Genomic DNA, 22,150 nt, shown 5'->3' with positions numbered 1-22,150 from the left:
TCCACCCCTTGCGTCCCGGCCGAGGTCGCCGCGAACTGCCGTGGCAGGACGGGTTGTTGCACCGCCGCGCCGAGGCGGGACGAGCCGTTGCACTGCCCGGCGGTCCGTGCGCGGTGCGTGCGGACCTGCGCAGCGCATGCACCAAGTGCCTCGGATGCGCTCGGCGGACACCCCCGCAGCGGGTGAACGATCCCCCGGACCCCGTGGGGCATGCGCCTACGGCATGAGGGGTGCGCCCCTGCCCGTCAGAGCGGGTGCGCCGTGGGCAGGCATGCCCGTGCTCCGGAGGCAAGGGGGCAGACCGTGCGGCGACGGCGCTACCGCGCGCTCTGCCGATGCGAACTCTGTGCGTGGTTGTCTCATCCCCGTCGAATTCATGGCGCCGCACGGAAATCGCGGTCGGGCACCGCTCGAACGCGATTTCCGCCAAGGCGTCACGTTTCCTGAATGGCCGCCAGGGAACTGCGCGGCAAGCGACGGGAGCAAACGCATGGAATTTCCGCAGGTATCGGAATCGACCGCCCGGAATGAATTCCGGGGCTACGGGGTCCGAGGCGTCACGGCGGCAGCCGTACTGCTGGCGGCCGGCGCGCTGAACGTGGCGGCCGAGCAGCCGGCCCAGGCGGTGACAGGCGGGACGTGGGACCGCTTGGCCGGGTGCGAGAGCGGAGGCAACTGGCGTATCGATACCGGGAACGGGTTCTCCGGAGGGCTGCAGCTGGCCCACTCCACCTGGCGCTCGTTCGGCGGCCGGGCGTACGGGGCACGGGCGGCGCAGGCGTCCCGGGCACAGCAGATCAACGTGGCGGAGCGGGTGCTGGCCCGGCAGGGGTGGGGCGCGTGGCCCGCCTGCTCGGCCCGGCTCGGGCTCAACTCGGCCTCGCGGCACACCGTCCCGCGGGTGACCACCCCGCGCCCCGCACCGCGGCACCGGGCCCAGCCGCCGGTGAGCCGGCGGCTGCCGCACCCGCAGTTCCACGAGAAGCGGTACAAGCCGCGTCCGCAGCGCAGCGGCACCACCGTCGTCGTCAACACCGGGGACACGCTCAGCGGTATCGCGCACGAATTCGGGTGCCGCTGGCAGGAATTCCACCGGTTGAACCGCAAGGCGATCGGCGGGAATCCGGACCTCATTTACCCCGGCACCCGGCTGGCCGTGCCGCGAAACAGCTCCCGCTGAGCGCCAATTGACCGGGAAGCGGGCAGCGCAAACAAACTGAGCGCACCGTAGAACCGTTTCGAAACCCCGTTTCGAGACCCGATTCGAAACCCGTTACGGAATACCCGGGTATTCCCCAGCGGTGGGTTGCAGGCCGTCCGTGGCGCCGCGGACGGCCTGCCCGCGCGAGCGGACCCGGCGCGGATGCCCGGCCGGACGAAGCGTCAGACCTTGGTGAAGCAGAGCGTGTAGTTGCCGCTGCGGAAGCGCGCGCCCGAGTACACGATGCTGGTGTCGTACTGCGGCCCGCACTTCTGGCCGGCACCGATCAGCCGGTCGCCCGTCTTGTACTCGGCCTGGGGCGAACCGCAGTCGACGACCAGCGGCTTCGGAGCGTCGTCGGTGCCCTGCATGTCGATGCAGTCACCGGTCTGCGGGGCGTACTTCTTGTTCTCCTCGGCCCGCGCGGACGCCGATGCCTCCGCCTTGGCCTTGCCGCCGTTGGGGTCGGTGTTGTAGTTCCACACGTACCAGGCGCCGCCGCCGAAGACCGCCAGCACGATGACGGCGGTGATCAGACCTCGCAGCGGGCTCGACTGCCGCTGCGGCGGCCGCTGCGGCCCGCCCGGCTGCTGCGGAGAGGGGTACTGCTGCGGCTGCTGCCCGTACGGCTGGGGCGGCTGCTGCTGCCCGTACGGCTGCTGCTGCGGATACCCGTAGGGCTGCTGCGGCGGCTGGTTCTGGTAGGGCGGCGGCGGTGCGGACACGACTGAGGTCCCCCATGGTTGACTGCACGAACAACGTCAACGCGTTGTTGACCGATGCAGGTTACCTGCCGTCAGCCGGCCGTCGCTCAGGTGGTCCCCCGCGCCCGGACGGCGCGCCGGGCCGGAGCTCTCAGGGCTCCAGCGCACCGGTGCGCCATGGGGCGCAGGAGAGGGCGACCGTCAGGCGGTCGCGTACACGCGGGTCGCGAACTCCGCGATCTGCTTGTCGTTGAGGTTCTTGGCGACATTGGCCTCGGTGATCATTCCGACCAGGCGGTGGCCGCCCTTGACGTCGATCACCGGCAGGCGCTTGATGTGGTTGTTCTCCATGGTCTCCAGGGCCTTGGAGGCGTCCGCTTCGGCGTCGATCCAGTGCAGTTCCCCGCCCAGCGAACCGGCCTGCACGGACGCCGGGTCCACTCCTTCCGCACAACAGGTGACGACGATGTCGCGGTCGGTGATCATACCTATGAGCTTGTTGTTGTCACCGCAGATGGGCAGGCATCCGACGTCGAGATCGCGCATCATCTTGGACGCGTCGTAGAGCGACTCGTGCGCACCCACGCAGCGCACGCCGCCGGTCATGATGTCCCGGGCTCGCAGTTTGGCGGCCATGGTTCCTCCTGTCTCAAGGAGTGTTGCTTGCCTCGCCTTCGATGACACCACGAATGGCTCAACGACGCTTCCCGGGGAAGGGCCCGGCGGACCGTATGCGACGACCGCCGGACCGGGCGCCGCAGCCGGGCATAGGGTCGACGCCCGTGATACCGACGAACCCTTTCTTCGAACCGAGTGACCTGCCCTACGAGCTGCCGCCCTTCGCGCGGATCCGGCACGAGCACTATCTGCCGGCCTTCACCCGCGGCATGGCCGACCAGTTGGCGGAGGTGGCGGCGATCGGAAGCCGCGCCGATCCGGCGACCTTCGAGAACACCGTGGAGGCGATAGAGCGCAGCGGTGCGCTCCTGGGCCGGGTCCGGCGGGCGTTCGCCGCCAAGGCCGCGGCGGACACCGACGAGGAGATCCAGGCCCTGGAGGCCGAGATCGCGCCCCGGCTGGCCGCCCACGACGATGCGCTGCTGCTCGACCCCGCGCTGTTCGCCCGGCTGGACGCGGTCTTCGACCGGCGCGAGCACCTCGGGCTGGACGCGGAGCGGCTGCGGCTGCTGGAGCGCCACCACTCACGCCGGGTGCAGGCCGGCGCACGCCTCGCACCGGAGCAGCAACGGCGGCTGCGCGAGCTGAACACCGAGATCGCCACCCGGAGCATCGAGTTCCGCCGGAATCTGCGCGAGGACACCGCCCACGCGGCGCTGGTGCTGGACCACGCCGAAGAGCTGGCCGGTCTGCCGCCGGACCAGATCGCCGCGGCGGCCGAGAACGCCCATGCGCTGGGGCACGAGGGCAAGTTCGTGCTCAGCCTGAAGAACTTCTCGAACCAGACCGAACTCGCCGCGCTCGACAGCCCCGAACTGCGTGCGCGCCTGCTCGACGCCTCACTGCGCCGCGGTGGCGAGCGCAACGGCCCGATCGCCGTGGCACTGGCCCGGCTGCGCGCCGAGCGCGCCGCCCTGCTGGGCTTCCCCAGCCACGCGGCCTGGGAACTCGCCGACCGCACCGCCGCCACCACCGACGCCGTCGAGGAGATGTTCGACCGGCTGGCCGCCCCCGCCGTCGCCAGGGCCGAGCGCGAGCGCGCGGCCCTGGCCGAGGCCGCCGGTGTCGCGGAGATCGGTGCCGCCGACTGGCAGTACTACGCCGAGCGGGTCCGCAAGGAGCGGTTCGACCTGGACGCGGCCGCACTGCGGCCCTATCTGGAGCTGGAGCGGGTACTGCGCGACGGGGTCTTCCACGCCGCGGAACTGGTCTACGGGATCACCCTGACCGAGCGCCCCGACCTGGTGGCGTACCACCCGGACGCCCGGGTCTTCGAGGTGCGCGACGCCGACGGCGGCCCGCTCGGGCTGTACATCGGCGACTTCCACGCCCGCGAGTCCAAGCGGGGCGGGGCGTGGATGGAATCCCTGGTGGTCCAGTCGCATCTGCTGGGCCAGCGGCCCGTGGTGGTCAACAACCTGAACATCGCCAGGCCCCCGGAGGGCGAGCCGGTACTCATGACCTGGAGCGAAGTCACCACGCTGTTCCACGAGTTCGGGCATGCGCTGCACGGCCTGTTCTCCGACGTCCGCTATCCGCTGCTGTCCGGTCTGCAGGTGCCGCGCGACTTCGTCGAGTTCCCCTCGCAGGTCAACGAGGTCTGGGCGGACCGGCCCGAGGTACTGGCCCGCTATGCCCGCCACCATGCCACCGGAGAGCCGATGCCGGCCGATCTGCCGGCCCGTCTGCGCGAGGCGGAGAACTTCGGCGCCGGCTTCCGGATGGTGGAGCACCAGGCCGCCGCGGTGCTGGACTGGTCCTGGCACACCCTGTCCGCCGACGGCCGACTGCCGGGCGACGGCGATGCGGAGGCGTTCGAGGCGGCCGCGCTGGAGCGCGCGGGGCTCGCCGTGGCCGCGATCCCACCGCGCTATCGCACCGGCTACTTCGCCCACATCTTCTGCAGCGGATACGCGGCCGGGTACTACGGCTACCGCTGGGCGGAGGTGCTGGACGCCGATGCCGTGCGCTGGTTCCACGAGAACGGCAGGACGGTCCGCGAGAGCGGTGAGATCTTCCGCCGGGAACTGCTAGCCAAGGGCGGCAGCGTCGACCCCATGGAGGCGTTCCGCGCGGTGGTGGGACGCGATCCGGAGATCGGGCCGCTGCTGGCCCGGCACGGTCTGGCCGACTGAAAGGCCGTCGCCTCAGCGGGCCTCGAACCGGGCCTGCCGCTCCCCCCGGAGGCGTCCGGCGGGGAGCTTGCGGCCGAAGGCGACCAGCAGCAGGTCCTGGGCGGCGCCGGACAGCGGGGCTCCGGCGCCGAAGGACCAGTCGAGGTCGTCGGCGCGCAGTGCGACGCCGCTGAGGTCGGCCCCGAAGAACCTGGCGGACCTGGGGGTGACGGTGGCCAGGAGGAGGCGCACCCGGTCTTCGGGGACCCGGCGGTCCAGGCCGAGGGCGACGGTGATGTCGAGGCCGTGCACCACGTCATGGCCCAGCGCGGAGGCGAGCCCGCCGACCGGCGGCTTCCAGGGGTGGTGGGCGTTGTCGCGGAGGAAGGCGACGAGTTCGTCCGTCGTGGCTCCGGCGGCGTCCCGCCGGGCGAGCCGGTCGGCCACCCTGTTGATGCTGCCGCCCGCCCTGACGAGTTCGGCGGCCACCTTGGGGAACGAGTAGCGGAATCCCATCGACATATGGGCCGCGACCTCCCGCACCCGCCAGCCCTCGCACAGAGTGGGAGCGTCCCACTGGGTGTCCGTCAGACCTGCCAACATGTCCGCGATTTCCCGGCGTTCGGCCGCGATCGCCGCTTTGATGTCCATGCTCCAATGATCTTGGTCCCGCAGCCATAAGTCCAAGAGCGGGTGGTTCTCCACTCCATAACCACCGGTTCTAGAATCTCGCACCATGGAACTCCGGCAGCTGCAGTACTTCGTCGCGGTGGCGGAGGAGGCGAGCTTCACCCGCGCCGCGGCCCGTCTGCATCTGGCGCAGCCCGGGGTGAGCGCCCAGATCCGGCAGCTGGAACGGGAGCTGGGTCAGCCGCTGCTGGACCGTTCCGGCCGTTCGGTGACGGTGACGCAGGTGGGCGAGGCGGTGCTCGCCTACGCGCGGGCCGCGCTCGCCGCCGTCGAGGGGATCCGGTCCACCGTGGACGAGTTCACCGGGCTGCTCCGCGGCCGGGTGGCGATCGGTCTGATCTCCGGCGCCGCCATCGGCGCCTTCGACGTCCCCTCCCTGCTCGCCGACTTCCACGACGACCATCCCGAGGTGGAGATCGCGCTCACCGAGGACAGTTCGGAGCGGATGCTCGCCGCGCTGCACGCCGGCGCACTGGACATCGCGGTGATCGGCCTCGCGGAGGAGGAGCCCCCGCAGGGCGTCTCCCTCCAGATGCTGATCGATGTGCCGCTCGTCGCCGCCGTCGCGCCGGACGATCCCCTCCTTGCGCCCCCGGAGCGCAGATGCGTCCCGCTGGCCGCGCTGGGCGACCGCCCGTTGATCAGTCTGCCGCGCGGTACGGGCCTGCGCGGTGTCCTGGAGCGGGCTTGCGTGCAGGCGGGCATCCGGCCCCGGATCGCCTTCGAGGCGGCCGCCCCGCAGGTGCTGGCACAGCTGGCCGCCCGCGGCCTGGGCGTGGCGGTGGTTCCGGAGCTGCCGGCACAGGCGGCGGCGGACCTGGGGCTGCGCACGCTGAGGATCACCGAGCCGCAGCCGCGCGGCCGGGTCGCGCTGGCCTGGCGGACGCGGGGACCGGCCGGCCCCGCGGCCAGGGCGCTGCTGGACCGGCTCCGCGCTACGTTGCCCGCGCCCGGTTGAGGCGCGGGCGCCGGCTCACCAGGCGGACGGGGCGTAGTCCTTCAGGAAGCAGCCGAAGAGGTCCTCGCCGAGTTCGCCGCGGACGATCGGGTCGTACACCCGGGCCGCGCCGTCGACCAGGTCGAGCGGGGCGTGGAAGCCCTCCTCGGCCAGGCGCATCTTGTCGGGGTGCGGGCGCTCGTCGGTGATCCAGCCGGTGTCCACGGCGGTCATCAGGATGCCGTCGGTCTCCAGCATCTCGCGGGCGCTGGTGCGGGTGAGCATGTTCAGCGCGGCCTTGGCCATGTTGGTGTGGGGGTGGCCGGCACCCTTGTAGCCGCGGCTGAACTGGCCCTCCATCGCGGAGACGTTGACCACGTACTTGCGGCGCGCGGCGGCCGCGGCCATCGCCGGGCGCAGCCGGCTCACCAGCAGGAACGGCGCGGTCATATTGCACAGCTGGACTTCCAGCAGCTCGACCGGATCGACCTCGTCCACCTTCTGGATCCAGCTGTTGGTCGCGTGCAGGTCCGGGACGAGCCCGCCCGCGTCGATCGCGGTGCCCGCCTCGATGCGGGCGAGCGAGGTGGAGCCGGTGGTCAGGGCGAGGGCGGTGACGTCCTCGGCGGTCAGCCCGCCCTGCCCGGCCGCCGAGGCGGCGGGGAGGGCGGCGGGGGCGCCGCTGCCGAAGTTGCCGAGGACGAGGGAGGCCGGCAGCTCACCGGCGGGCAGCGGCGCCGACTCGGCGGCGAGCAGCTGCCCGTACGCCTCGGGCGAGCGCCGGACGGTCTGCGCGGCGTTGTTGATCAGGATGTCGAGCGGGCCCTGGGCGCTCACCTCGTCGGCGAGCGCGAGGACCTGGGCGGGGTCGCGCAGGTCGATTCCGACGATCTTCAGCCGGTGCAGCCACTCCGCGCTGTCCGGCATCGCCTTGAACCGGCGGACGGCGTCGTTCGGGAAGCGGGTGGTGATCGTCGTGTGGGCGCCGTCGCGCAGCAGCCGGAGCGCGATGTACATGCCGATCTTCGCCCGCCCGCCGGTGAGCAGCGCGCGCCTGCCGGTGAGGTCCGTACGGGCGTCGCGGCGGTCCCGGTTCTCCTGGGCGCAGGGGCGGCAGAGCTGGTGGTAGAACGCGTCGACCTCGGTGTAGCGGGACTTGCAGATGTAGCAGGACCGGGGGCGCTCCAGGATTCCGGCGATCTCCGTGGTCACGGAGCTGGTGAGGGCCAGGCCCTGGGTCTCGTCGTCGATCCGGTCGGGCGCTCCGGTGGCCGTGGCCGCGGTCACCGCCTTGTCGTTGGCCGTCTTCGCCGCCCGGCGCTCCTGCCGCCGGCGCTGCTTGACCTTGCGGTAGATGCCCGCGGTGGCGCGGCGTATGGCGACCGCGTCGGGGTGGTCCAGCGGCAGCGCGTCCAGCTCTTCGAGCACGCTCAGGCAGACCGCCATCCGCTCCGAGTCGATACCCGCGCCATCGGCCCGGCCTGTTTCGGTCACCGTCATCGCCGCTGCCGCTTTCCTGGGATCGTACGTTCTATTGTTCGTGCTTCGGCGGAACTGTACGTAGGCGGGGACGCGTCCGCCAAACCGGTGCGGGCCCGGCACCGGTCCGGCACCGGGCCCGCACACCGCGTTTCAGGTCACCGCGTCGTGCCCCAGGTCGATATCGCAGTCGCCGCACCCGGCGGCGCGCACCCGCACCGAGGCGGCCACCGGCGGGTAGCCGCCGGCGATCAGCGTGTAGGCGCCACCGTCGAGGTCGGTGAGGACATACGCACCGTCCCGGTCGCTGGTGGTGGTGCGCACCACATGGCCCGCCGGGTCCAGCAGGGTCACCCGGGCATCGTCCACCAGCCCGCCGTCCGCCGTGCGAATCGTGCCGCGGACCCGGGCTCCCGGCTTCAGCCGGATCCGGTACCGGTTGCGGGTGCCTGCGGCCACCTCGGCCTGGAGGGCGGCCGGGCGGTGGTGCTCGGCGCTGACGGCCAGGGTGTGGCCGCCCGGGACCAGTTCGTCGAAGGCGAAGCCGCCGTCCCGGCCGGTCCGCCCCGAGGCCACGACCTCGCCGCGGACGTCGGTGACCACGACGAGCGCATCGGGCACGGGGGCGTCGCCGCGCTCCGTACGGACCTCGCCGGCCAGGCCCGCCGCGCCGCTGAGGGTCAGGTCGTAGGTCAGGGCTTGCTCGCCCACCACGACGGTCACCGCCTGCGGCCGCCGGGCGTCCCCGGAGGCGATCAGCACATAGGTGCCGGCGCCGGTCACGGGCAGGGCGTAGCCGCCGTCGGCCGCGGTGGAGGTACGGCCGAGCTGCCGACCACCGACGGTGATCACGGTGAGGGCGGCGTCCGCCACCGGCCGGCCGGCACCGTCCCGCACGGTGCCGTGGATCGACGGGCCGGCCGGGCCGGTGGCCGCGGGGGGCTCGGTGGGCGCCGGTGCGCCGTCCACGATGCCGGCGTCGTCCGTACTGGTGTCACCCGTGCCGACGGCATCCGCAGCGGCGGCCTCCGCCTGTGCACGTGCCTGGAGCCCGGACACCTGCCGCAGCGGCGCCTCCTTGACGAACCACATCAGCAGGAAGGCCAGCGCGACGACGACCGCGCCGATCAGGAAGACGGTGTGCATCGAGTCGGCGAAGCCGCGCTTGAACGGCTCGGCGAGGCGCGGGTCGAGGTGCTGGATGAACGACGAATCGCTGAGTACTCCGGCGGAGTCGCCGTTGCCCTGGTGCCCCAGCATGTCCAGTACGGGCCTGTTGGCCGGGTCGCGCACCACGGCGGGATCGTGCAGCGCGGCCTGGAAGCGTTCGGTGGTCGCGGCGCTGCGGAAGGCCGCGGAGATCTTGTCACCGGCCGTGCCGAACAGCACCGACAGGAAGACCGCGGTACCGGCGGTGGCGCCCATCTGCCGGAAGAACGTGGACGAGGCGGTCGCCACGCCCATGTCCCGCGGCGGCACCGTGTTCTGCACGGCGAGCACCAGGCTCTGCAGACAGCCGCCCAGGCCGAGGCCGAAGACCAGCATGTAGGCCATGGTCTCCCACAGCGGGGTGTCCCACTGGACGCGGAGGTGGAAGAGCAGCATCCCCGCGACCATCAGCGCGGTGCCGATGAGCGGGAAGACCTTGTAGCGGCCGGTCTTGGCGGTGATCTGGCCCGACGCGACCGAGGCGATGATCATGCCCGCCATCAGCGGGAGCATCTCCAGGCCCGACGTGGTGGGGCTGGCGCCCTTCACGATCTGGAGGTACTGCGGGATGAGCAGCATCCCGCCGAACATGCCCATGCCGATCAGCACGGACAGCAGGCTGATCTTGCTGAAGGTGCCGTTGCGGAACAGCCGCATCGGGATCAGCGCGTCGTCGCCGGTCCGCCGCTCGACGAGGATCCAGGCGAGGATGCCGACGGCGCCGACGACGTAGCAGGTGAGGGAGCGGGCGGAGGACCAGCCCCACTCCCGGCCCTGCTCGGCGACGAGCAGCAGCGGGACCACGCCGAGGGAGATGGTGAGCGCCCCCCACCAGTCGATGCGGTGGTCGCGCCGGGTGTGCGGGATGTTGAGGACCTTGGCGACGACGAGCAGCGCGATGACGCCGATCGGCACGTTGACCAGGAAGACCCAGCGCCAGCCGGTGATGCCCAGCAGCTGGTCCTGGCCGGCGAGGGCGCCGCCGATCAGCGGTCCGGCGACGCTGGAGGTCGCGAAGGTGCCCAGCATGTAGCCCTGGTATCGGGCGCGTTCCCGGGGCGGGACGATGTCACCGATGATCGCCAGCGCCAGCGACATCAGGCCGCCGGCGCCCAGGCCCTGCACCGCCCGGAACGCGGCGAGCCCGGTCATCGAGGTGGAGAAGGTGCACAGCACCGAGCCCACGACGAAGACGCTGATCGCGGCCAGGTAGTACGGCTTGCGGCCGTGCAGGTCGGACAGCTTGCCGTAGAGCGGGGTGGCGATGGTCGAGGTGATCAGATAGGCGGTGGTCGCCCATGCCTGCTGGCTCAGGCCGTGCAGATCGTCGGCGATGGTCCGGATGGAGGTGCTGACGATGGTCTGGTCGAGTGCGGCGAGGAACATCCCCAGCATCAAGCCGCTGAGGATGGTGAGGATCTGACGGTGCGGCAGGCCCCCCGGCCCGGGTATCGCCCGCGACCCGGCTTCGGGAGGGGAGGTGGCAGTGCTCATGTACGTATCTCTCCCTGCTCCACGGCGGCACCCTGGACTCCCCCGGGACCCGGCCGTGGTGGTGTCGTTCTGCCCTGTCCTCGTCGAGGGGGCCCAGGGCCGGACCGGATCGGATCGGCCCGGCCCTGGGTGACCACGGATCAAGGAGCGCGGCCCGTTCGGTGCCGCGCTGACGGCGGTGGTGGCGAGGGCGCCCCGCCCCGCATGTGCGTGTACGTGGCAAGGTTAGCCGGGCGGACGGTGCCCGGTGGCGCCAAGTCCCGTGCATGCGCGGGCGGTTGGGAGCGGCCGACGGCGCTCACCCGGCGCCGTGCGCACACCGTTCCTGGTCCTTGACCACGGTCAGCGTGATCTGCCGGCCCTTCATGGATGTGCCCGGTGCCGGCTGCTGGCCGCAGACCTTCCAGGAGGCCGGCCACAGCACATGGCGGCCCGCGCCGCGGCCGTCCTTGAACCGGATGCCGGTGTCGTAGTCCAGCGCCTGGAAGGCGTCGACCAGGCCCCGGCCGGTCACCTTGGGCATGGTGTGTCCGTCGGCGTGGGCGAGTCCGGCCAGTGCCAGTGCGGACAAGGCCAGGGCCGCGGCGGTGCCGGCCCGCGCGGTACGGATCCTCGCGGTGTGGCGCTTCGGGGTGGGGTTCTTCACGGTGCGGTTGTCGTTCACCACTGGGGAACGATCTTCGCCGAGGAGGGTCACTTGCGGGCCGCGGGCTCCTGCTCCTGGGGGCCCACCAGGTCACGGGCCAGTGCGACGCGGGAGAGCAGCAGGGCGCCCCACAGGACCAGCGCGATGCCCAGGGCTTCGGGGAGCAGCCACCAGCCGGTCCGGATCCGTTCGTCGAACAGGGTGATGCCCAGGGACAGGCTCACCAGCGCGTCGCCGAGGGTGAGCACCGGCTGGGAGGCCGTCAGCGGGCCGGACTGCATGGCGTTTTCGAAGAGGAACAGCGCCAGCACGCCGACGAGCGCGAACCCGTAGGTCTGCCAGGACGCGAAGAACGCGCCGGGGCCGCCGGTCTCCCAGACGTGGGTGGCGTCCTTCATCAGGGCCGCGGTGAGTGCGTAGGCGATCGCGGCCGACGCGGCGAAGCAGGCCGCCCGCACGCCGCCCGCGCCCCGGCGCAGCGCGGCGCCGACCGCCGTGCCGATCACCGCGGCGCAGACCGCGAGGGCGGGTACCCAGCGGCTGAACGGGGCGTGGTCGGTACCGATGGTGGGCGCGGCGGCCGCGAGCGCGGCCCCCAGGCCGACGACGATCAGCGCCACCCCCGTCCAGCCGGCGCGCGAGATCCGTCCACCGAGGATCAGCCGTCCGATGATCAGGGTCAGCGGCAGTTCGAGGACGAAGATCGGCTGGACCACGGACAGCGCGCCCTGCGACAGCGCCAGCGCCTGGAAGCAGGCGGCGGCGATGACCGCGAGCATCCCGCCGAGCCAGGCGGCGCGGTGCAGCAGATCGACGAGCAGGCCCAGGCGCAGCCCGGAGGAGAGCGGGATGGTGCGCGCGGCATGGCGCTGCAGCGCCGTGGCCAGACCGTTGCTGGCCGCCGCGAGCAGCGCGAACAGCACGGACGGCCATACGCTCATGCGTCCTCCTCGTGCGCCGTTGCCCGCCGTTGCCCGCCGTTGCCCGCCGTTGCCCGCCGTCGACGCTATCCGGACGGCGCGGGGGCCGGCCGCCGACACGGGCGCGGCGGCCGCGGGCACTGCGCCGGACGGCGGTATCCGGTGCCCCCGGCGGTCGCGCACCAGGTGGCGCAGCCGCCCTCGGCAGGATCGAAACAGCAGGTCAGCGCGCCTTTCGAGGGGCCGTGGGTGGCGCAACATTGCGGCAACACCACTACCCGGGATGCCTCGGTATGGTCCACCGCAGGCCGGTCCGGACCACGGCGGCCGGCGCTCGCGGGGCCGGTCGCGCCGCACGGCCTGAGGCCCTTTCGCCCGCTCACCCTGCCCTTCTGCCGCTCCTGCCTTGGAGACCGCCATGTCCCTGGTACCCCAGCGGGCCGATGTGCCCGTGACCATCGACGAGTCGAAGTGCATCGACGGCTGCACCCTCTGCGTCGACATGTGCCCGCTCGACTCGCTCGCCATCGACCCGGCCAGCAACAAGGCGTACATGCACGTCGACGAGTGCTGGTACTGCGGCCCGTGCGCCGCTCGCTGCCCCACCGGCGCGGTCACCGTCAACATGCCCTACCTGCTGCGATGAGAGGCACCACCGTGACTACTCCCCCTCCTGAAGGAGGGGGCTTCTCGTCAAGCCGGTGCGGCTTGACGACGGGCCAGCCCGGCCCGCAATACGTTGGAAGCCCCCACGATGTCGGCGTGCGCGGTGTGGTCGCATGCCTGGCAGTGGAACTTTTCCTGGGTGGGCCGGTTCTCCTCGGCGACATGCCCGCATTCGGGGCAGGTGCGGGAGGTGTTGCGGGGGTCCACTGCGATCACCTCTCGTCCGGCACCTTCCGCCTTGGCGGTCAGAATCGCGAGGAACACCCCCCATCCGGCGTCAGCGATCGAACGGTTCAGCCCGGCTTTCGCCGCGGCCCCGTTGGGCAGGAAACCACCCGGCATCTCGGGGTCCGGCTTGGGGGCCGGAGTTCTGCTCATGTTGCGGATCTTGAGGTCTTCGTATGCGATGACATCGTGATCCCGCACCAGATCCAGCGCGGTCTTGTGCGCATGGTCAAGGCGCTGACGGCGCACTTTACGGTGCAGGGCGGCAACACGTTCGACGGCCTTGCGGCGGCGCTTCGAGCGGCGTTCGCAGCGGGCGAGTGCCTGCTGTGCGGCTTGAAGCTTCTTCGCGGCCTTGCGGCCATGCCAGGGGTTGTCGATATGCGTACCGTCGGAGGTGGTCAGGAACGAGGCGATTCCCATGTCGATACCGACCACCGCCCCCGTCGCCGGGAGCGGTTCAGGCTGGTCCTGGTCGGCCGTCAGGACGACGTACCAGCGCCTTCCCTCCCGCTTGACGGACACGGTCTTGACCTTGCCGATCACTGGCCGGTGCTGCTTGACCTTGACATGCCCGACACCTTGGAATCGGACACGAGTCTGCGCATCGTGCGGGGTGGAGTCCCACCGGCAGCCGTCCCCGTCCTTGGGGAAATCCACTGTGTCGAACCTGCACGCATTGCGGAACCTGGGATAGCCGGGCGTTTCTCCGGCCTTGATCCTGCGGAAGAACGCCGCGAACGCCTTATCCAGACGGCGCAAGGTGGCCTGCTGGCTGGAGAAGGACCAACGCCCTTGCCTCTCCGGGTCGAAAGCCCGGATGTCCTTGAGCTGCGCGGACTGCTGCCCGTACTTGACCGAGGTCTTGGAAACATGCCGGTAGGCATCCCGGCGTTCCTGCAACGCCCCGTTGTAGAGAGAAGCGTGATCCCGCAGCATCTCACCCAACGACTGAGCCTGACGCACGGTCGGGTACAGCAGGAACTTGTACGCACGAATCAACGGAATCACCTCCTCAACACCCCGATTTTAACAGCGCGTTCGTAAATACGCGCAGGTCAAAGCAGCATTATGATCCAATTCACCCCCTGCCTGAAGGCAGGGGGTGCCCTGGAAGGAATCTGATGGAGATCCCCGCTCCGGGCTCCGCCGAGGAACTGTCCTGCGACGTCCTGGTCATCGGCGGCGGCACCGCCGGAACCATGGCCGCGCTCACCGCCGCCGAACACGGCGCGTCGGTCCTGCTGTTGGAGAAGGCGCACGTCCGGCACTCCGGTGCGCTGGCCATGGGCATGGACGGCGTCAACAACGCGGTCGTCCCCGGGCGGGCCGAACCCGACGACTATGTCGCCGAGATCACCCGCGCCAACGACGGCGTCGTCGACCAGTCCACCGTCCGCCAGACCGCCACCCGCGGCTATGCGATGGTGCGGCGGCTGGAGTCGTACGGCGTGAAGTTCGAGAAGGACGAGCACGGGGCGTACGCGCTCCGGCAGGTGCACCGCTCGGGCTCGTATGTGCTGCCGATGCCGGAGGGCAAGGACGTCAAGAAGGTGCTCTACCGGCAGCTGCGCCGCCGCGAGATGCGCGAGCGCATCCGGATCGAGAACCGGGTGATGCCGGTGCGCGTCCTGACCGGCCCCGACGGCCGGGCGATCGGGGCGGTGGGCTTCCACACCCGCACCGGCGGCTTCGTCGCGGTCCGCGCGGGCGCGGTGATCCTCGCCACCGGTGCCTGCGGCCGCCTCGGCCTGCCCGCCTCCGGCTACCTCTACGGCACCTACGAGAACCCCACCAACGCGGGCGACGGCCACGCCATGGCGTACCACGCGGGCGCCGAGCTGACCGGTATCGAGTGCTTCCAGATCAACCCGTTGATCAAGGACTACAACGGCCCGGCCTGCGCCTATGTGGCCAATCCCTTCGGCGGCTACCAGGTCAACCGGCACGGCGAGCGGTTCGTGGAGTCCGACTACTGGTCGGGGCAGATGATGGCCGAGTTCGCGGCCGAGACCGCCTCCGCACGCGGGCCGGTCTACCTCAAGCTCAGCCACCTCCCGGAGGAGTCGGTGGCGGCGCTGGAGACCATCCTGCACACCACCGAGCGGCCCACCCGCGGCACCTTCCACGCCGGGCGCGGGCACGACTACCGCACCCACGACGTGGAGATGCACATCTCCGAGATCGGGCTGTGCGGCGGTCATTCGGCGTCCGGGGTCCGCGTCGACGACCACGCCCGCACCACCGTGCCCCGGCTGTACGCGGCCGGCGACCTGGCCTGCGTCCCGCACAACTACATGATCGGCGCGTTCGTCTACGGCGACCTGGCGGGCGCGGACGCCGCCCGATTCCGCGCGTACGAGGGCGAGTTGCCCGCGGATCAGCTGCGCGCCGCGCATGAGTTGATCTACCGGCCGCTGCGCCATCCCGACGGCCCGCCCCAGCCGCAGGTCGAGTACAAGCTGCGGCGGTTCGTCAACGACTATGTCGCCCCGCCCAAGAGCGGCGCCCGGCTGTCGCTGGCCGTCGAGCACTTCGAGCGGATGCGCGCCGAGATCGCCGGCATGGGCGCCCGCACCCCGCACGAGTTGATGCGCTGCGCCGAGGTCGGCTTCATCCGCGACTGCGCCGAGATGGCCGCCCGCTCCTCGCTGGCCCGTACCGAGTCCCGTTGGGGCCTCTACCACCAGCGCACCGACCATCCGCGGACCCGCGACGGCGACTGGCTGTGCCACCTGGACCTGCGGAAGTCCGCCGCCGGGCGGATGGAGTTCACCGCCCGCCCGGTGGAGCCGTACCTCGTCCCGGTCGAGGGGTACGCCCCCGTGGGCGGCGCCGCCCGCTTCCTCGGCGAGGTGCATCCGGAGCAGGTCGCGACGGCGGGGCGGCGGGACACGCCGCCGGTGGGCTCCGTCTCCGGTTCCCGGCCCGGGAACGCCGGGCGCGCCGCCGGGCCGGGGCCCGCTCCCGGTGCCCCCTCGCCGCGGATCCTCGAACTCCTCGCCCTTGCCGAGGACCAGCCGGACCTGGCGGCGCTCGGCCCGTACCTCGCCGACCCCGACCCCGCCGTTCGCCGTGCGGCGGTCGACGCGCTGACCGAAAGCGTGCCGCCGGGCACCGGCCCGGCCCTCGCCGCGGCGCTCGCCGACACCGACGCCGCCGTACGGGCGGCCGCCGGCGCCTCGCTCCGCGAACTGGTCGAGGTGCTGGTGGTGGAACCGGGGCTGCGCGCGCCGCTGGCCGCTGCGGTACGCGGGCCCGACCCGCTCGTCCGGTCGTCGGCCGTGGAGGTGCTGCGCGCGCTCCGTCTCGGTGACCGTCCGCTGTTCGCCGCCGCGCTCGCCGACCCCGACGTGGACGTCCGGATCCAGGCCGTGCGCGCGCTGGTCTCCGTGGACGCCGCCGACGAGCTGCGGCGGGCCGCGAAGGACGCCTCCCGCGAGGTCCGGGTGGCCGCCGCACACGCCCTGGGCACGGTCGGCGGGGCGGCCGACCTGGCGGCGCTGGTGCACGACGCGGACGTCCTGGTACGGGCCGCGGCGCTCGGGGCGCTGGCCACCACCGGCTGCCCGCCTTCGTACGAGGCGCCGGTCGTCGCGGCGCTCGGCGACCCGGCCTGGCAGGTCCGGGCCGGCGCCGCGCAGGCCCTTGCCGCCGCCCGCCCCGAGACCGGCGTGGCCGCGCTGCGCTCCGCCCTCCGCGACGGCCACGCCGACGTCCGCAAGGCCGCGGTGCTGGCGCTGCGGGCCCACAGCGGGCGCGCGGACGCCCGCGGCGCGTTGGCCGCGGTCGCCGACGACCCGGATGCCGATGTGCGCGCCTACGCCCGGCTCGCCTCGAAGGAGTGACACACGTTCGGGCCCGCCCGGTGGCCCCTCGGTCCCCGCAGCTGAAGGCTGGGGGCCGAGGGTCCGTCCGTCCCGCGCAAGGAGTTCCTGATGGCCCCCACGTACCGCTACGACGACCTGAGCGCCCTGTTCGTCAACTGCACGCTCAAGCGATCCCCGGAGACGAGCAACACCGAGGGACTGGTCGACAAGAGCCGCGCCCTGATGGCGGAGAGCGGGGTGACCACCGAGGTGATCCGCGCCGTCGACCACGACATCGCCACCGGTGTGTGGCCGGACATGACGGAGCACGGCTGGGCGTCCGACGCCTGGCCGGAGCTGTACGCGAAGGTGCTGGCAGCCGACGTCCTGGTGCTCTGCGGACCGATCTGGCTCGGCGACAACAGCTCCGTGATGAAGCGGGTCGTCGAGCGGCTCTACGCCTGTTCCAGCGTGCTCAACGACCGTGGCCAGTACGCCTATTACGGCCGGGTGGGCGGCTGTCTGATCACCGGCAACGAGGACGGGGTCAAGCACTGCGCCATGAACGTCCTCTACAGCCTCCAGCACCTCGGCTACACGATTCCGCCGCAGGCCGACGCGGGCTGGATCGGCGAGGCCGGGCCCGGGCCCTCGTATCTGGATCCGGGCTCGGGCGGTCCGGACAACGACTTCACCAACCGCAACACGGCGTTCATGACGTGGAACCTGATGCATCTCGCGGCGATGCTCAAGCGGGCCGGCGGCATCCCCGCGCACGGCAATCAGCGCACCGAGTGGGACGCCGGCTGCCGACCGGGCTCCGCCAACCCCGAGCACCGCTGAGCGCCGGGGATCTGGGCCGCGCGGTATGCCGAACGAACCGCTCCCGTCGTACTCCCCCCGATGGCCCCGGTACGTCGAGTTCGCACCGGGCGTCCTGGTCGCCGGCGGGCTGATCTGGGACACCCTGTCGCCGGCGGAGTACTGGGGCGATCCGATGCTGACGGCGGCCAGTGTGACGGCCGGTGCGCTGCTCTCGCTCCAGCACACCCTCGTGATCGGCGTCGTGATCATCGTCGGTGTCGCCGTGCTGACGGTGAAGGACGGCACCGCCGGCGACGTCGTGGGCTATCTGGAGCTGATCAACACGGTCTTCGCCGCGCTCATGGGGGTCGGGGTCAACTGGGTGGTCGCCCGCCACGGGCGCTCTTTGGACGTCATGCGCACGGTCGCGGAGGCCGCCCAGCGCGCCGTGCTGCCCGCGCCGCCGGAGCGCATCGGTGCGCTGACCATCGCGGCGCGCTACCAGGCCGCCCAGAGCGAGGCCCGGATCGGCGGCGACGCCTACGCGGTGCAGCGCACTCCGTTCGGCGTCCGGCTGCTGATCGCCGACGTCCGGGGCAAGGGGCTGGACGCGGTGAGCGCGGTGTCGGTGCTGCTGGGCGCCTTCCGTGAGGCCGCCGAGGAGGAGCCGGGGCTGTCGGCGCTCGCCGACCGGATGGAGCGGGCGCTGTTGCGGGAGAGCGACCAGACCTCCGAGGAGGTCCGCCTTGAGGGCTTCATCACGGCCCTGATCTGCGAAATCCTGCCGCAGGGCGGCGGGCTGCGGCTGCTGAACTGCGGCCATCCCGCGCCGTATCTCTGCCACGGCACCGAGGTCCGGGCGGTGGAGACCGGCGAGCCGGGCCTGCCACTGGGCATGGGCGGACTGGGCGTGCCGCGGCCGGATCCGACCGACCGGCCCTTCCCGGCGGGCGGCACTCTGCTGCTGGTCACCGACGGTGTGACCGAGGCCCGGGGCCCCGGCGGAGCGTTCTACGACCCCGCCGCGCAGCTCGCGGGCCGGGGCCCGTTCCAGGAGCCGCGGGAGGTCATCGACCTCCTGGCGCGGGAGGTCGAGCGCTGGACCGGCGGGCCGCGCGACGACGACATGGCGATGCTCGCGATCACCCGTCAGCCGATGCCGACACCGAATCTCCTCGTGTGATACGGGCCTTGTGGGGCGAGAAATGAGAAGATCGAGTACAGCATCAGCATCCGCCCCGAGCGTGCCATCGCTCCCGCGCAGATCGGAGTTGATGTGTCCGACAACAGATCAGCACTGCACAACGGATCCGCACTCCACGACAGTTCGCCACGGCACGACAGCTCGGCGGTGCACAACAGATCGGCTCTGCTGAGTCAGCGCGCCGCCGTCATCCTCCTCCTGGGCGCCCTCACCGCCCTCGGTGCCGGAGTGCTCACCTGCTTCAACGGGGGCACGCTGGCGTCCGCGGCCCTCGTCGGCGGCGCGGCCTTCGGCGCCGGCGTCACCTTCTTCCATACGGTCATCGACTGAGCCGTCCACCGATCCGGCCGCCCGGCGCCTCGCGGCGGGCATCCGGGATTATTGAAGGAGAAATCACCCATCGGCGGGCGGCCCTCCGGGCCGGCCCGGCGGGCCGAGTGGGATATCAGCGGAATCCGCGGCCCCGCATACGCTGCGCAGCCGCACGGCAAGTGCCAGACTTGAGGCACCGCGCCCGGCCGCCGGCCGGGGCCCTTGTCGCCGAGGGGAACATCATGACCTGGGCATCTTGGACCACTGTCGGGATCCACGCCCTACCCGGCGCGGTTCGCACCGAAGAGATCGGCGTGATCAACGGTGACCTGACCATCCATACGACCTGGTCGGAGAACCTGGCCCATGTGGCCGTGCAGCACACCGGGTCCTCGGACTGGTACACCATGGTCGGCAGCCCCGTCCCGTGCCCGTCCGAAGAGGCCAGCCGCAGCTTCCACCAGGCCGTGGTCGAGGCCGTCCGGGGCGGGGAGCGGGCCGACGCCTCCCTTGAGGAGCTCTTCGATCCGCAGGGGACGGCCGCCGCGGCGGACAAGCCGGGCCGCCCGAACAGCGACGCCTAGAGCCCTCTCCGGTGGATCAGGGCCGGCGGGGCCCTGGCGTGCGCACCGCCGCCCCGATCACCCGCCGTCTCCCCCACCCGTCGCCTCGTCGCCTGACGTCTCGATCGCCTGCCGCCTCGATCGATCACCTGCCGTCGAGACCGGCCTCGCTCGGCGCGTAGCGGCGCCGCTGCTCAGCATGCCCCCGCTGCTACGCCCCGCCCCTCAGGGCACACCCTTCCCCGCGCGGTGACCGCGCCGCTCCGGGCTGCGCCCCGGCGCGGACCGGCGCGTACCGGCGCACCTTCGGTGACGGCCAAGGGGGCTTCGCGCGTTCATCGGCCCGGTACCGGCAATTCCCGCCGGCGGCCGGGCAACCTTTTCGCGCCTCTTCATGTCTGTTGAGTCAGACCACAATTGGTCACCTTGCAGCTACCCAAAGGTGATCAATTGTCAAATTTAGACCACAAATCTCGAATACTGATCATTTAACTTTACATGCCCATGCCAGGGCATACAGGGTTTGCGCGGGGTCACACGACCCCCGCGGTGCACAACAACACCGCGTGTACGGGCGGTTGACCTGTCGACCGCCCCACAGCGCTAAGGACCCCCATCAGTGCGTAGACCCCACATACGCAGCCGCCGCCTGGCCATAGCCGTCGCGGTGGCGACGGCCGCGACCCTCACGGCCGGTGCGGCGACCGCCGTCGGCGCGACCACCGCGTCCCCGCAGCCCCACTCCCCCTCCTCAACTCCCTCCACCGGCAAGGTCGTTGACGCGGCACGTGCGGCCGCGTACGCACACGCCACGGCCACCGGAGTCGGCAAGCAGGACACCCTCAAGGCCACCGACACCATGGTGGACCCGGACGGCCGGCAGCATGTCCGTTTCGTCCGGACGCACCGCGGACTGCCGGTTCTGGGCGGCGACCTCGTCGTCCATCTGACCGCCACCTCGGCGTACGAGGGCGTGACCCGGGCCTTCAACCACCGGGTCGACGTGCGCACCACGGACCCGAAGCTGTCGGCCGATCAGGCCCGGTCCAAGGCCGCCACCGTGGCCAAGGGCGACGCCGGCGAGCCCGAACTGGTCCTGGCCGCCCGGGACGACCAGACCACGCTGGCCTACCAGGTGCAGGTCGCCGACAGCCGTACCGCCGAGGCCGGAGGCGCCCGTACGGTCGTCCTCGACGCGACCACCGGCGCGGTGCTCAGCAACGCCCCGGAGAACGACTCGTTCCTCTCCCCCGCCCTCCTGGACAAGCTGCGCGAGCGCGGCGAGCGGCTCAACCCCGTGACCGGGCTGCTGGCTCCCCCCGCGCCCCCTACGGGCAAGGCGGCCACGGCCCCCGGCTTCCCGTCCGCGGCGAAGGGAACCGGCTCGTCCCTCTTCGTCGGCAGTGTGCCGCTGTCGACCACCCAGACGGCGAAGAAGTCCTTCACCCTCAAGGACCCCACCCGCGGCAACACCGAGACCCGGGACGCCGGCGACAAGGAGCTGGAGAAGTTCACCAGCGGCAAGGCGCTGACCTCCACCACCAACCGCTGGGGCAACGGCACCACGAGCGACCGGGCCACCGCCGCCGTGGACGCCCAGTACGGCATCACCAGCACCCTGGACTTCTACAAGAAGACCTTCGGCCGCAAGGGCATCAAGAACGACGGCCGCGGCGCCCGCGCCCTGGTGCACTTCGGCAAGAACGTCGGCAACGCCTTCTGGTCCTCGGACTGCGGCTGCATGCTCTACGGCGACGGTGACGGCAAGACCTTCGCCAAGCCGCTGGTCGTCCTGGACGTCACCGGCCACGAGCTCAGCCACGGTGTGGTCGACGCGACCGCCAACCTCCAGCCCACCCGCGTCGACGCCGAGGGCAACCAGTTCGGCGAGCCCGGTTCGCTCAACGAGTCGCTGGCGGACATCTTCGGCAGCGCGGTGGAGTTCGCCACCGACAACCCCAAGAACCCGCCGAACTACCTGATGGGCGAGAAGCTCGGCCTGGAGCAGAAGTTCCTGCGCCGGCTGGACAAGCCGTCCCTGGACAAGCTGGAGGGCACCGTCGACTACTGGTCGAAGGAGTCCTACGACACCGAGGTGCACGCCGGCTCCGGCGTCTCCTCGCACGCCTACTACCTGCTCGCCGAGGGCAGCGGGAAGAAGACGATCGGCGGGGTGGCCTACGACTCCCCCACCGTCGACGGCTCCAAGGTGACCGGCATCGGCCGGAGCAAGGCGACGGCGATCTTCTACCGGGCGCTGACCCGGTACATGGTCTCCACGACCGACTTCCACGACGCCCGGACCGCGACGCTGCACGCGGCCAAGGACCTGTACGGTGCGCGGAGCACCGAGTACAAGACCGTGAACAGGGCCTGGGCCGCGGTGAACGTGACGGCGGCCAACGCCCCGTCGGCCAAGCACTGAGCACGGGCCCCGGCTCGTGTGGTGCCCCCGCCGTCCGGCGGGGGCACCGTGCGTTTCCGGGCCGCCGGTC

At 71.7% G+C, this 22,150-nt stretch carries 18 protein-coding genes; 10 read left to right on the top strand and 8 right to left on the bottom strand.

The window, feature by feature from the left end:
• Positions 1 to 490 precede the first annotated feature (490 nt).
• The gene (locus tag ACZ4NB_RS22745) at positions 491 to 1,180 is read left to right on the top strand and encodes a transglycosylase family protein (protein ID WP_467664168.1); all 690 of its coding nucleotides are present in this window, start codon (positions 491 to 493) and stop codon (positions 1,178 to 1,180) included.
• Between the two features lie 203 nt (positions 1,181 to 1,383).
• Here ACZ4NB_RS22745 and ACZ4NB_RS22740 read toward each other — a convergent pair whose 3' ends face one another.
• Both ACZ4NB_RS22740 and ACZ4NB_RS22735 read right to left on the bottom strand, forming a co-directional pair.
• A complete protein-coding gene (locus ACZ4NB_RS22740; RefSeq protein WP_467664166.1) occupies positions 1,384 to 1,926 on the bottom strand; it encodes an LppU/SCO3897 family protein in 543 nt (180 codons plus the stop codon).
• A gap of 180 nt (positions 1,927 to 2,106) precedes the next feature.
• On the bottom strand, positions 2,107 to 2,541 hold the full coding sequence (locus ACZ4NB_RS22735) for a CBS domain-containing protein (RefSeq protein ID WP_467664164.1): 435 nt from the start codon (positions 2,539 to 2,541) through the stop codon (positions 2,107 to 2,109).
• A gap of 146 nt (positions 2,542 to 2,687) precedes the next feature.
• Here ACZ4NB_RS22735 and ACZ4NB_RS22730 point away from each other — a divergent pair, with 146 nt between their 5' ends.
• The gene (locus tag ACZ4NB_RS22730) at positions 2,688 to 4,718 is read left to right on the top strand and encodes a M3 family metallopeptidase (RefSeq protein WP_467664162.1); all 2,031 of its coding nucleotides are present in this window, start codon (positions 2,688 to 2,690) and stop codon (positions 4,716 to 4,718) included.
• Positions 4,719 to 4,730: 12 nt separating this feature from the next.
• Here the strand turns inward: ACZ4NB_RS22730 and ACZ4NB_RS22725 are convergent, their stop codons facing one another.
• Complete coding sequence (locus ACZ4NB_RS22725) at positions 4,731 to 5,348, bottom strand: maleylpyruvate isomerase family mycothiol-dependent enzyme (protein ID WP_467664160.1); 618 nt, start codon at positions 5,346 to 5,348, stop codon at positions 4,731 to 4,733.
• Between the two features lie 85 nt (positions 5,349 to 5,433).
• On the opposite strand from ACZ4NB_RS22725, the gene ACZ4NB_RS22720 reads away from it, so the two are divergent.
• Positions 5,434 to 6,345: a LysR family transcriptional regulator gene (locus ACZ4NB_RS22720; RefSeq protein WP_467664158.1), complete on the top strand. Its 912-nt coding sequence runs from the start codon at positions 5,434 to 5,436 to the stop codon at positions 6,343 to 6,345.
• 15 nt (positions 6,346 to 6,360) lie between these two features.
• Here the strand turns inward: ACZ4NB_RS22720 and ACZ4NB_RS22715 are convergent, their stop codons facing one another.
• From ACZ4NB_RS22715 to ACZ4NB_RS22700, 4 genes are all read right to left on the bottom strand, one after another.
• Positions 6,361 to 7,824 carry an SDR family NAD(P)-dependent oxidoreductase gene (locus ACZ4NB_RS22715; protein WP_467664156.1) on the bottom strand — a complete coding sequence of 488 codons (1,464 nt, stop codon included), beginning with the start codon at positions 7,822 to 7,824 and terminating at the stop codon, positions 6,361 to 6,363.
• Positions 7,825 to 7,956: 132 nt separating this feature from the next.
• The gene (locus tag ACZ4NB_RS22710) at positions 7,957 to 10,506 is read right to left on the bottom strand and encodes an MFS transporter (protein WP_467664155.1); all 2,550 of its coding nucleotides are present in this window, start codon (positions 10,504 to 10,506) and stop codon (positions 7,957 to 7,959) included.
• 298 nt (positions 10,507 to 10,804) lie between these two features.
• Complete coding sequence (locus ACZ4NB_RS22705; RefSeq protein ID WP_467664153.1) at positions 10,805 to 11,173, bottom strand: PASTA domain-containing protein; 369 nt, start codon at positions 11,171 to 11,173, stop codon at positions 10,805 to 10,807.
• Between the two features lie 26 nt (positions 11,174 to 11,199).
• Positions 11,200 to 12,093 carry a DMT family transporter gene (locus ACZ4NB_RS22700; RefSeq protein ID WP_467664151.1) on the bottom strand — a complete coding sequence of 298 codons (894 nt, stop codon included), beginning with the start codon at positions 12,091 to 12,093 and terminating at the stop codon, positions 11,200 to 11,202.
• Between the two features lie 397 nt (positions 12,094 to 12,490).
• On the opposite strand from ACZ4NB_RS22700, the gene ACZ4NB_RS22695 reads away from it, so the two are divergent.
• Positions 12,491 to 12,718 carry a 4Fe-4S dicluster domain-containing protein gene (locus ACZ4NB_RS22695; RefSeq protein WP_384437254.1) on the top strand — a complete coding sequence of 76 codons (228 nt, stop codon included), beginning with the start codon at positions 12,491 to 12,493 and terminating at the stop codon, positions 12,716 to 12,718.
• Between the two features lie 47 nt (positions 12,719 to 12,765).
• On the opposite strand, the gene ACZ4NB_RS22690 is transcribed toward ACZ4NB_RS22695, so the two are convergent.
• Positions 12,766 to 13,965, bottom strand: coding sequence for an RNA-guided endonuclease InsQ/TnpB family protein (locus ACZ4NB_RS22690; protein WP_467664378.1), 1,200 nt, complete (start codon positions 13,963 to 13,965; stop codon positions 12,766 to 12,768).
• 122 nt (positions 13,966 to 14,087) lie between these two features.
• Between ACZ4NB_RS22690 and ACZ4NB_RS22685 the strand changes: the two genes are divergently transcribed.
• The 6 genes from ACZ4NB_RS22685 to ACZ4NB_RS22660 all read left to right on the top strand — a co-directional run bounded on the left by ACZ4NB_RS22685 (position 14,088) and on the right by ACZ4NB_RS22660 (position 22,080).
• Positions 14,088 to 16,811, top strand: coding sequence for a fumarate reductase/succinate dehydrogenase flavoprotein subunit (locus ACZ4NB_RS22685; RefSeq protein WP_467664149.1), 2,724 nt, complete (start codon positions 14,088 to 14,090; stop codon positions 16,809 to 16,811).
• Positions 16,812 to 16,901: 90 nt separating this feature from the next.
• Positions 16,902 to 17,615, top strand: coding sequence for a flavodoxin family protein (locus ACZ4NB_RS22680; protein WP_467664147.1), 714 nt, complete (start codon positions 16,902 to 16,904; stop codon positions 17,613 to 17,615).
• 25 nt (positions 17,616 to 17,640) lie between these two features.
• Positions 17,641 to 18,759, top strand: coding sequence for a PP2C family protein-serine/threonine phosphatase (locus ACZ4NB_RS22675; protein ID WP_467664145.1), 1,119 nt, complete (start codon positions 17,641 to 17,643; stop codon positions 18,757 to 18,759).
• A 93-nt stretch (positions 18,760 to 18,852) separates the two neighbouring features.
• Positions 18,853 to 19,110, top strand: coding sequence for a hypothetical protein (locus tag ACZ4NB_RS22670; protein WP_467664143.1), 258 nt, complete (start codon positions 18,853 to 18,855; stop codon positions 19,108 to 19,110).
• Positions 19,111 to 19,334: 224 nt separating this feature from the next.
• Positions 19,335 to 19,676 carry a hypothetical protein gene (locus tag ACZ4NB_RS22665; RefSeq protein WP_467664141.1) on the top strand — a complete coding sequence of 114 codons (342 nt, stop codon included), beginning with the start codon at positions 19,335 to 19,337 and terminating at the stop codon, positions 19,674 to 19,676.
• A 598-nt stretch (positions 19,677 to 20,274) separates the two neighbouring features.
• Entirely contained in the window at positions 20,275 to 22,080 is a 1,806-nt protein-coding gene (locus ACZ4NB_RS22660) for a M4 family metallopeptidase (RefSeq protein ID WP_467664139.1), read from the top strand.
• Positions 22,081 to 22,150 lie beyond the last annotated feature (70 nt).

It is taken from the genome of Streptomyces sp. NPDC026575, assembly GCF_055567415.1.
Note: the sequence above shows the minus strand (reverse complement) of the source record. Positions and strands in the feature narration are given on the sequence as shown.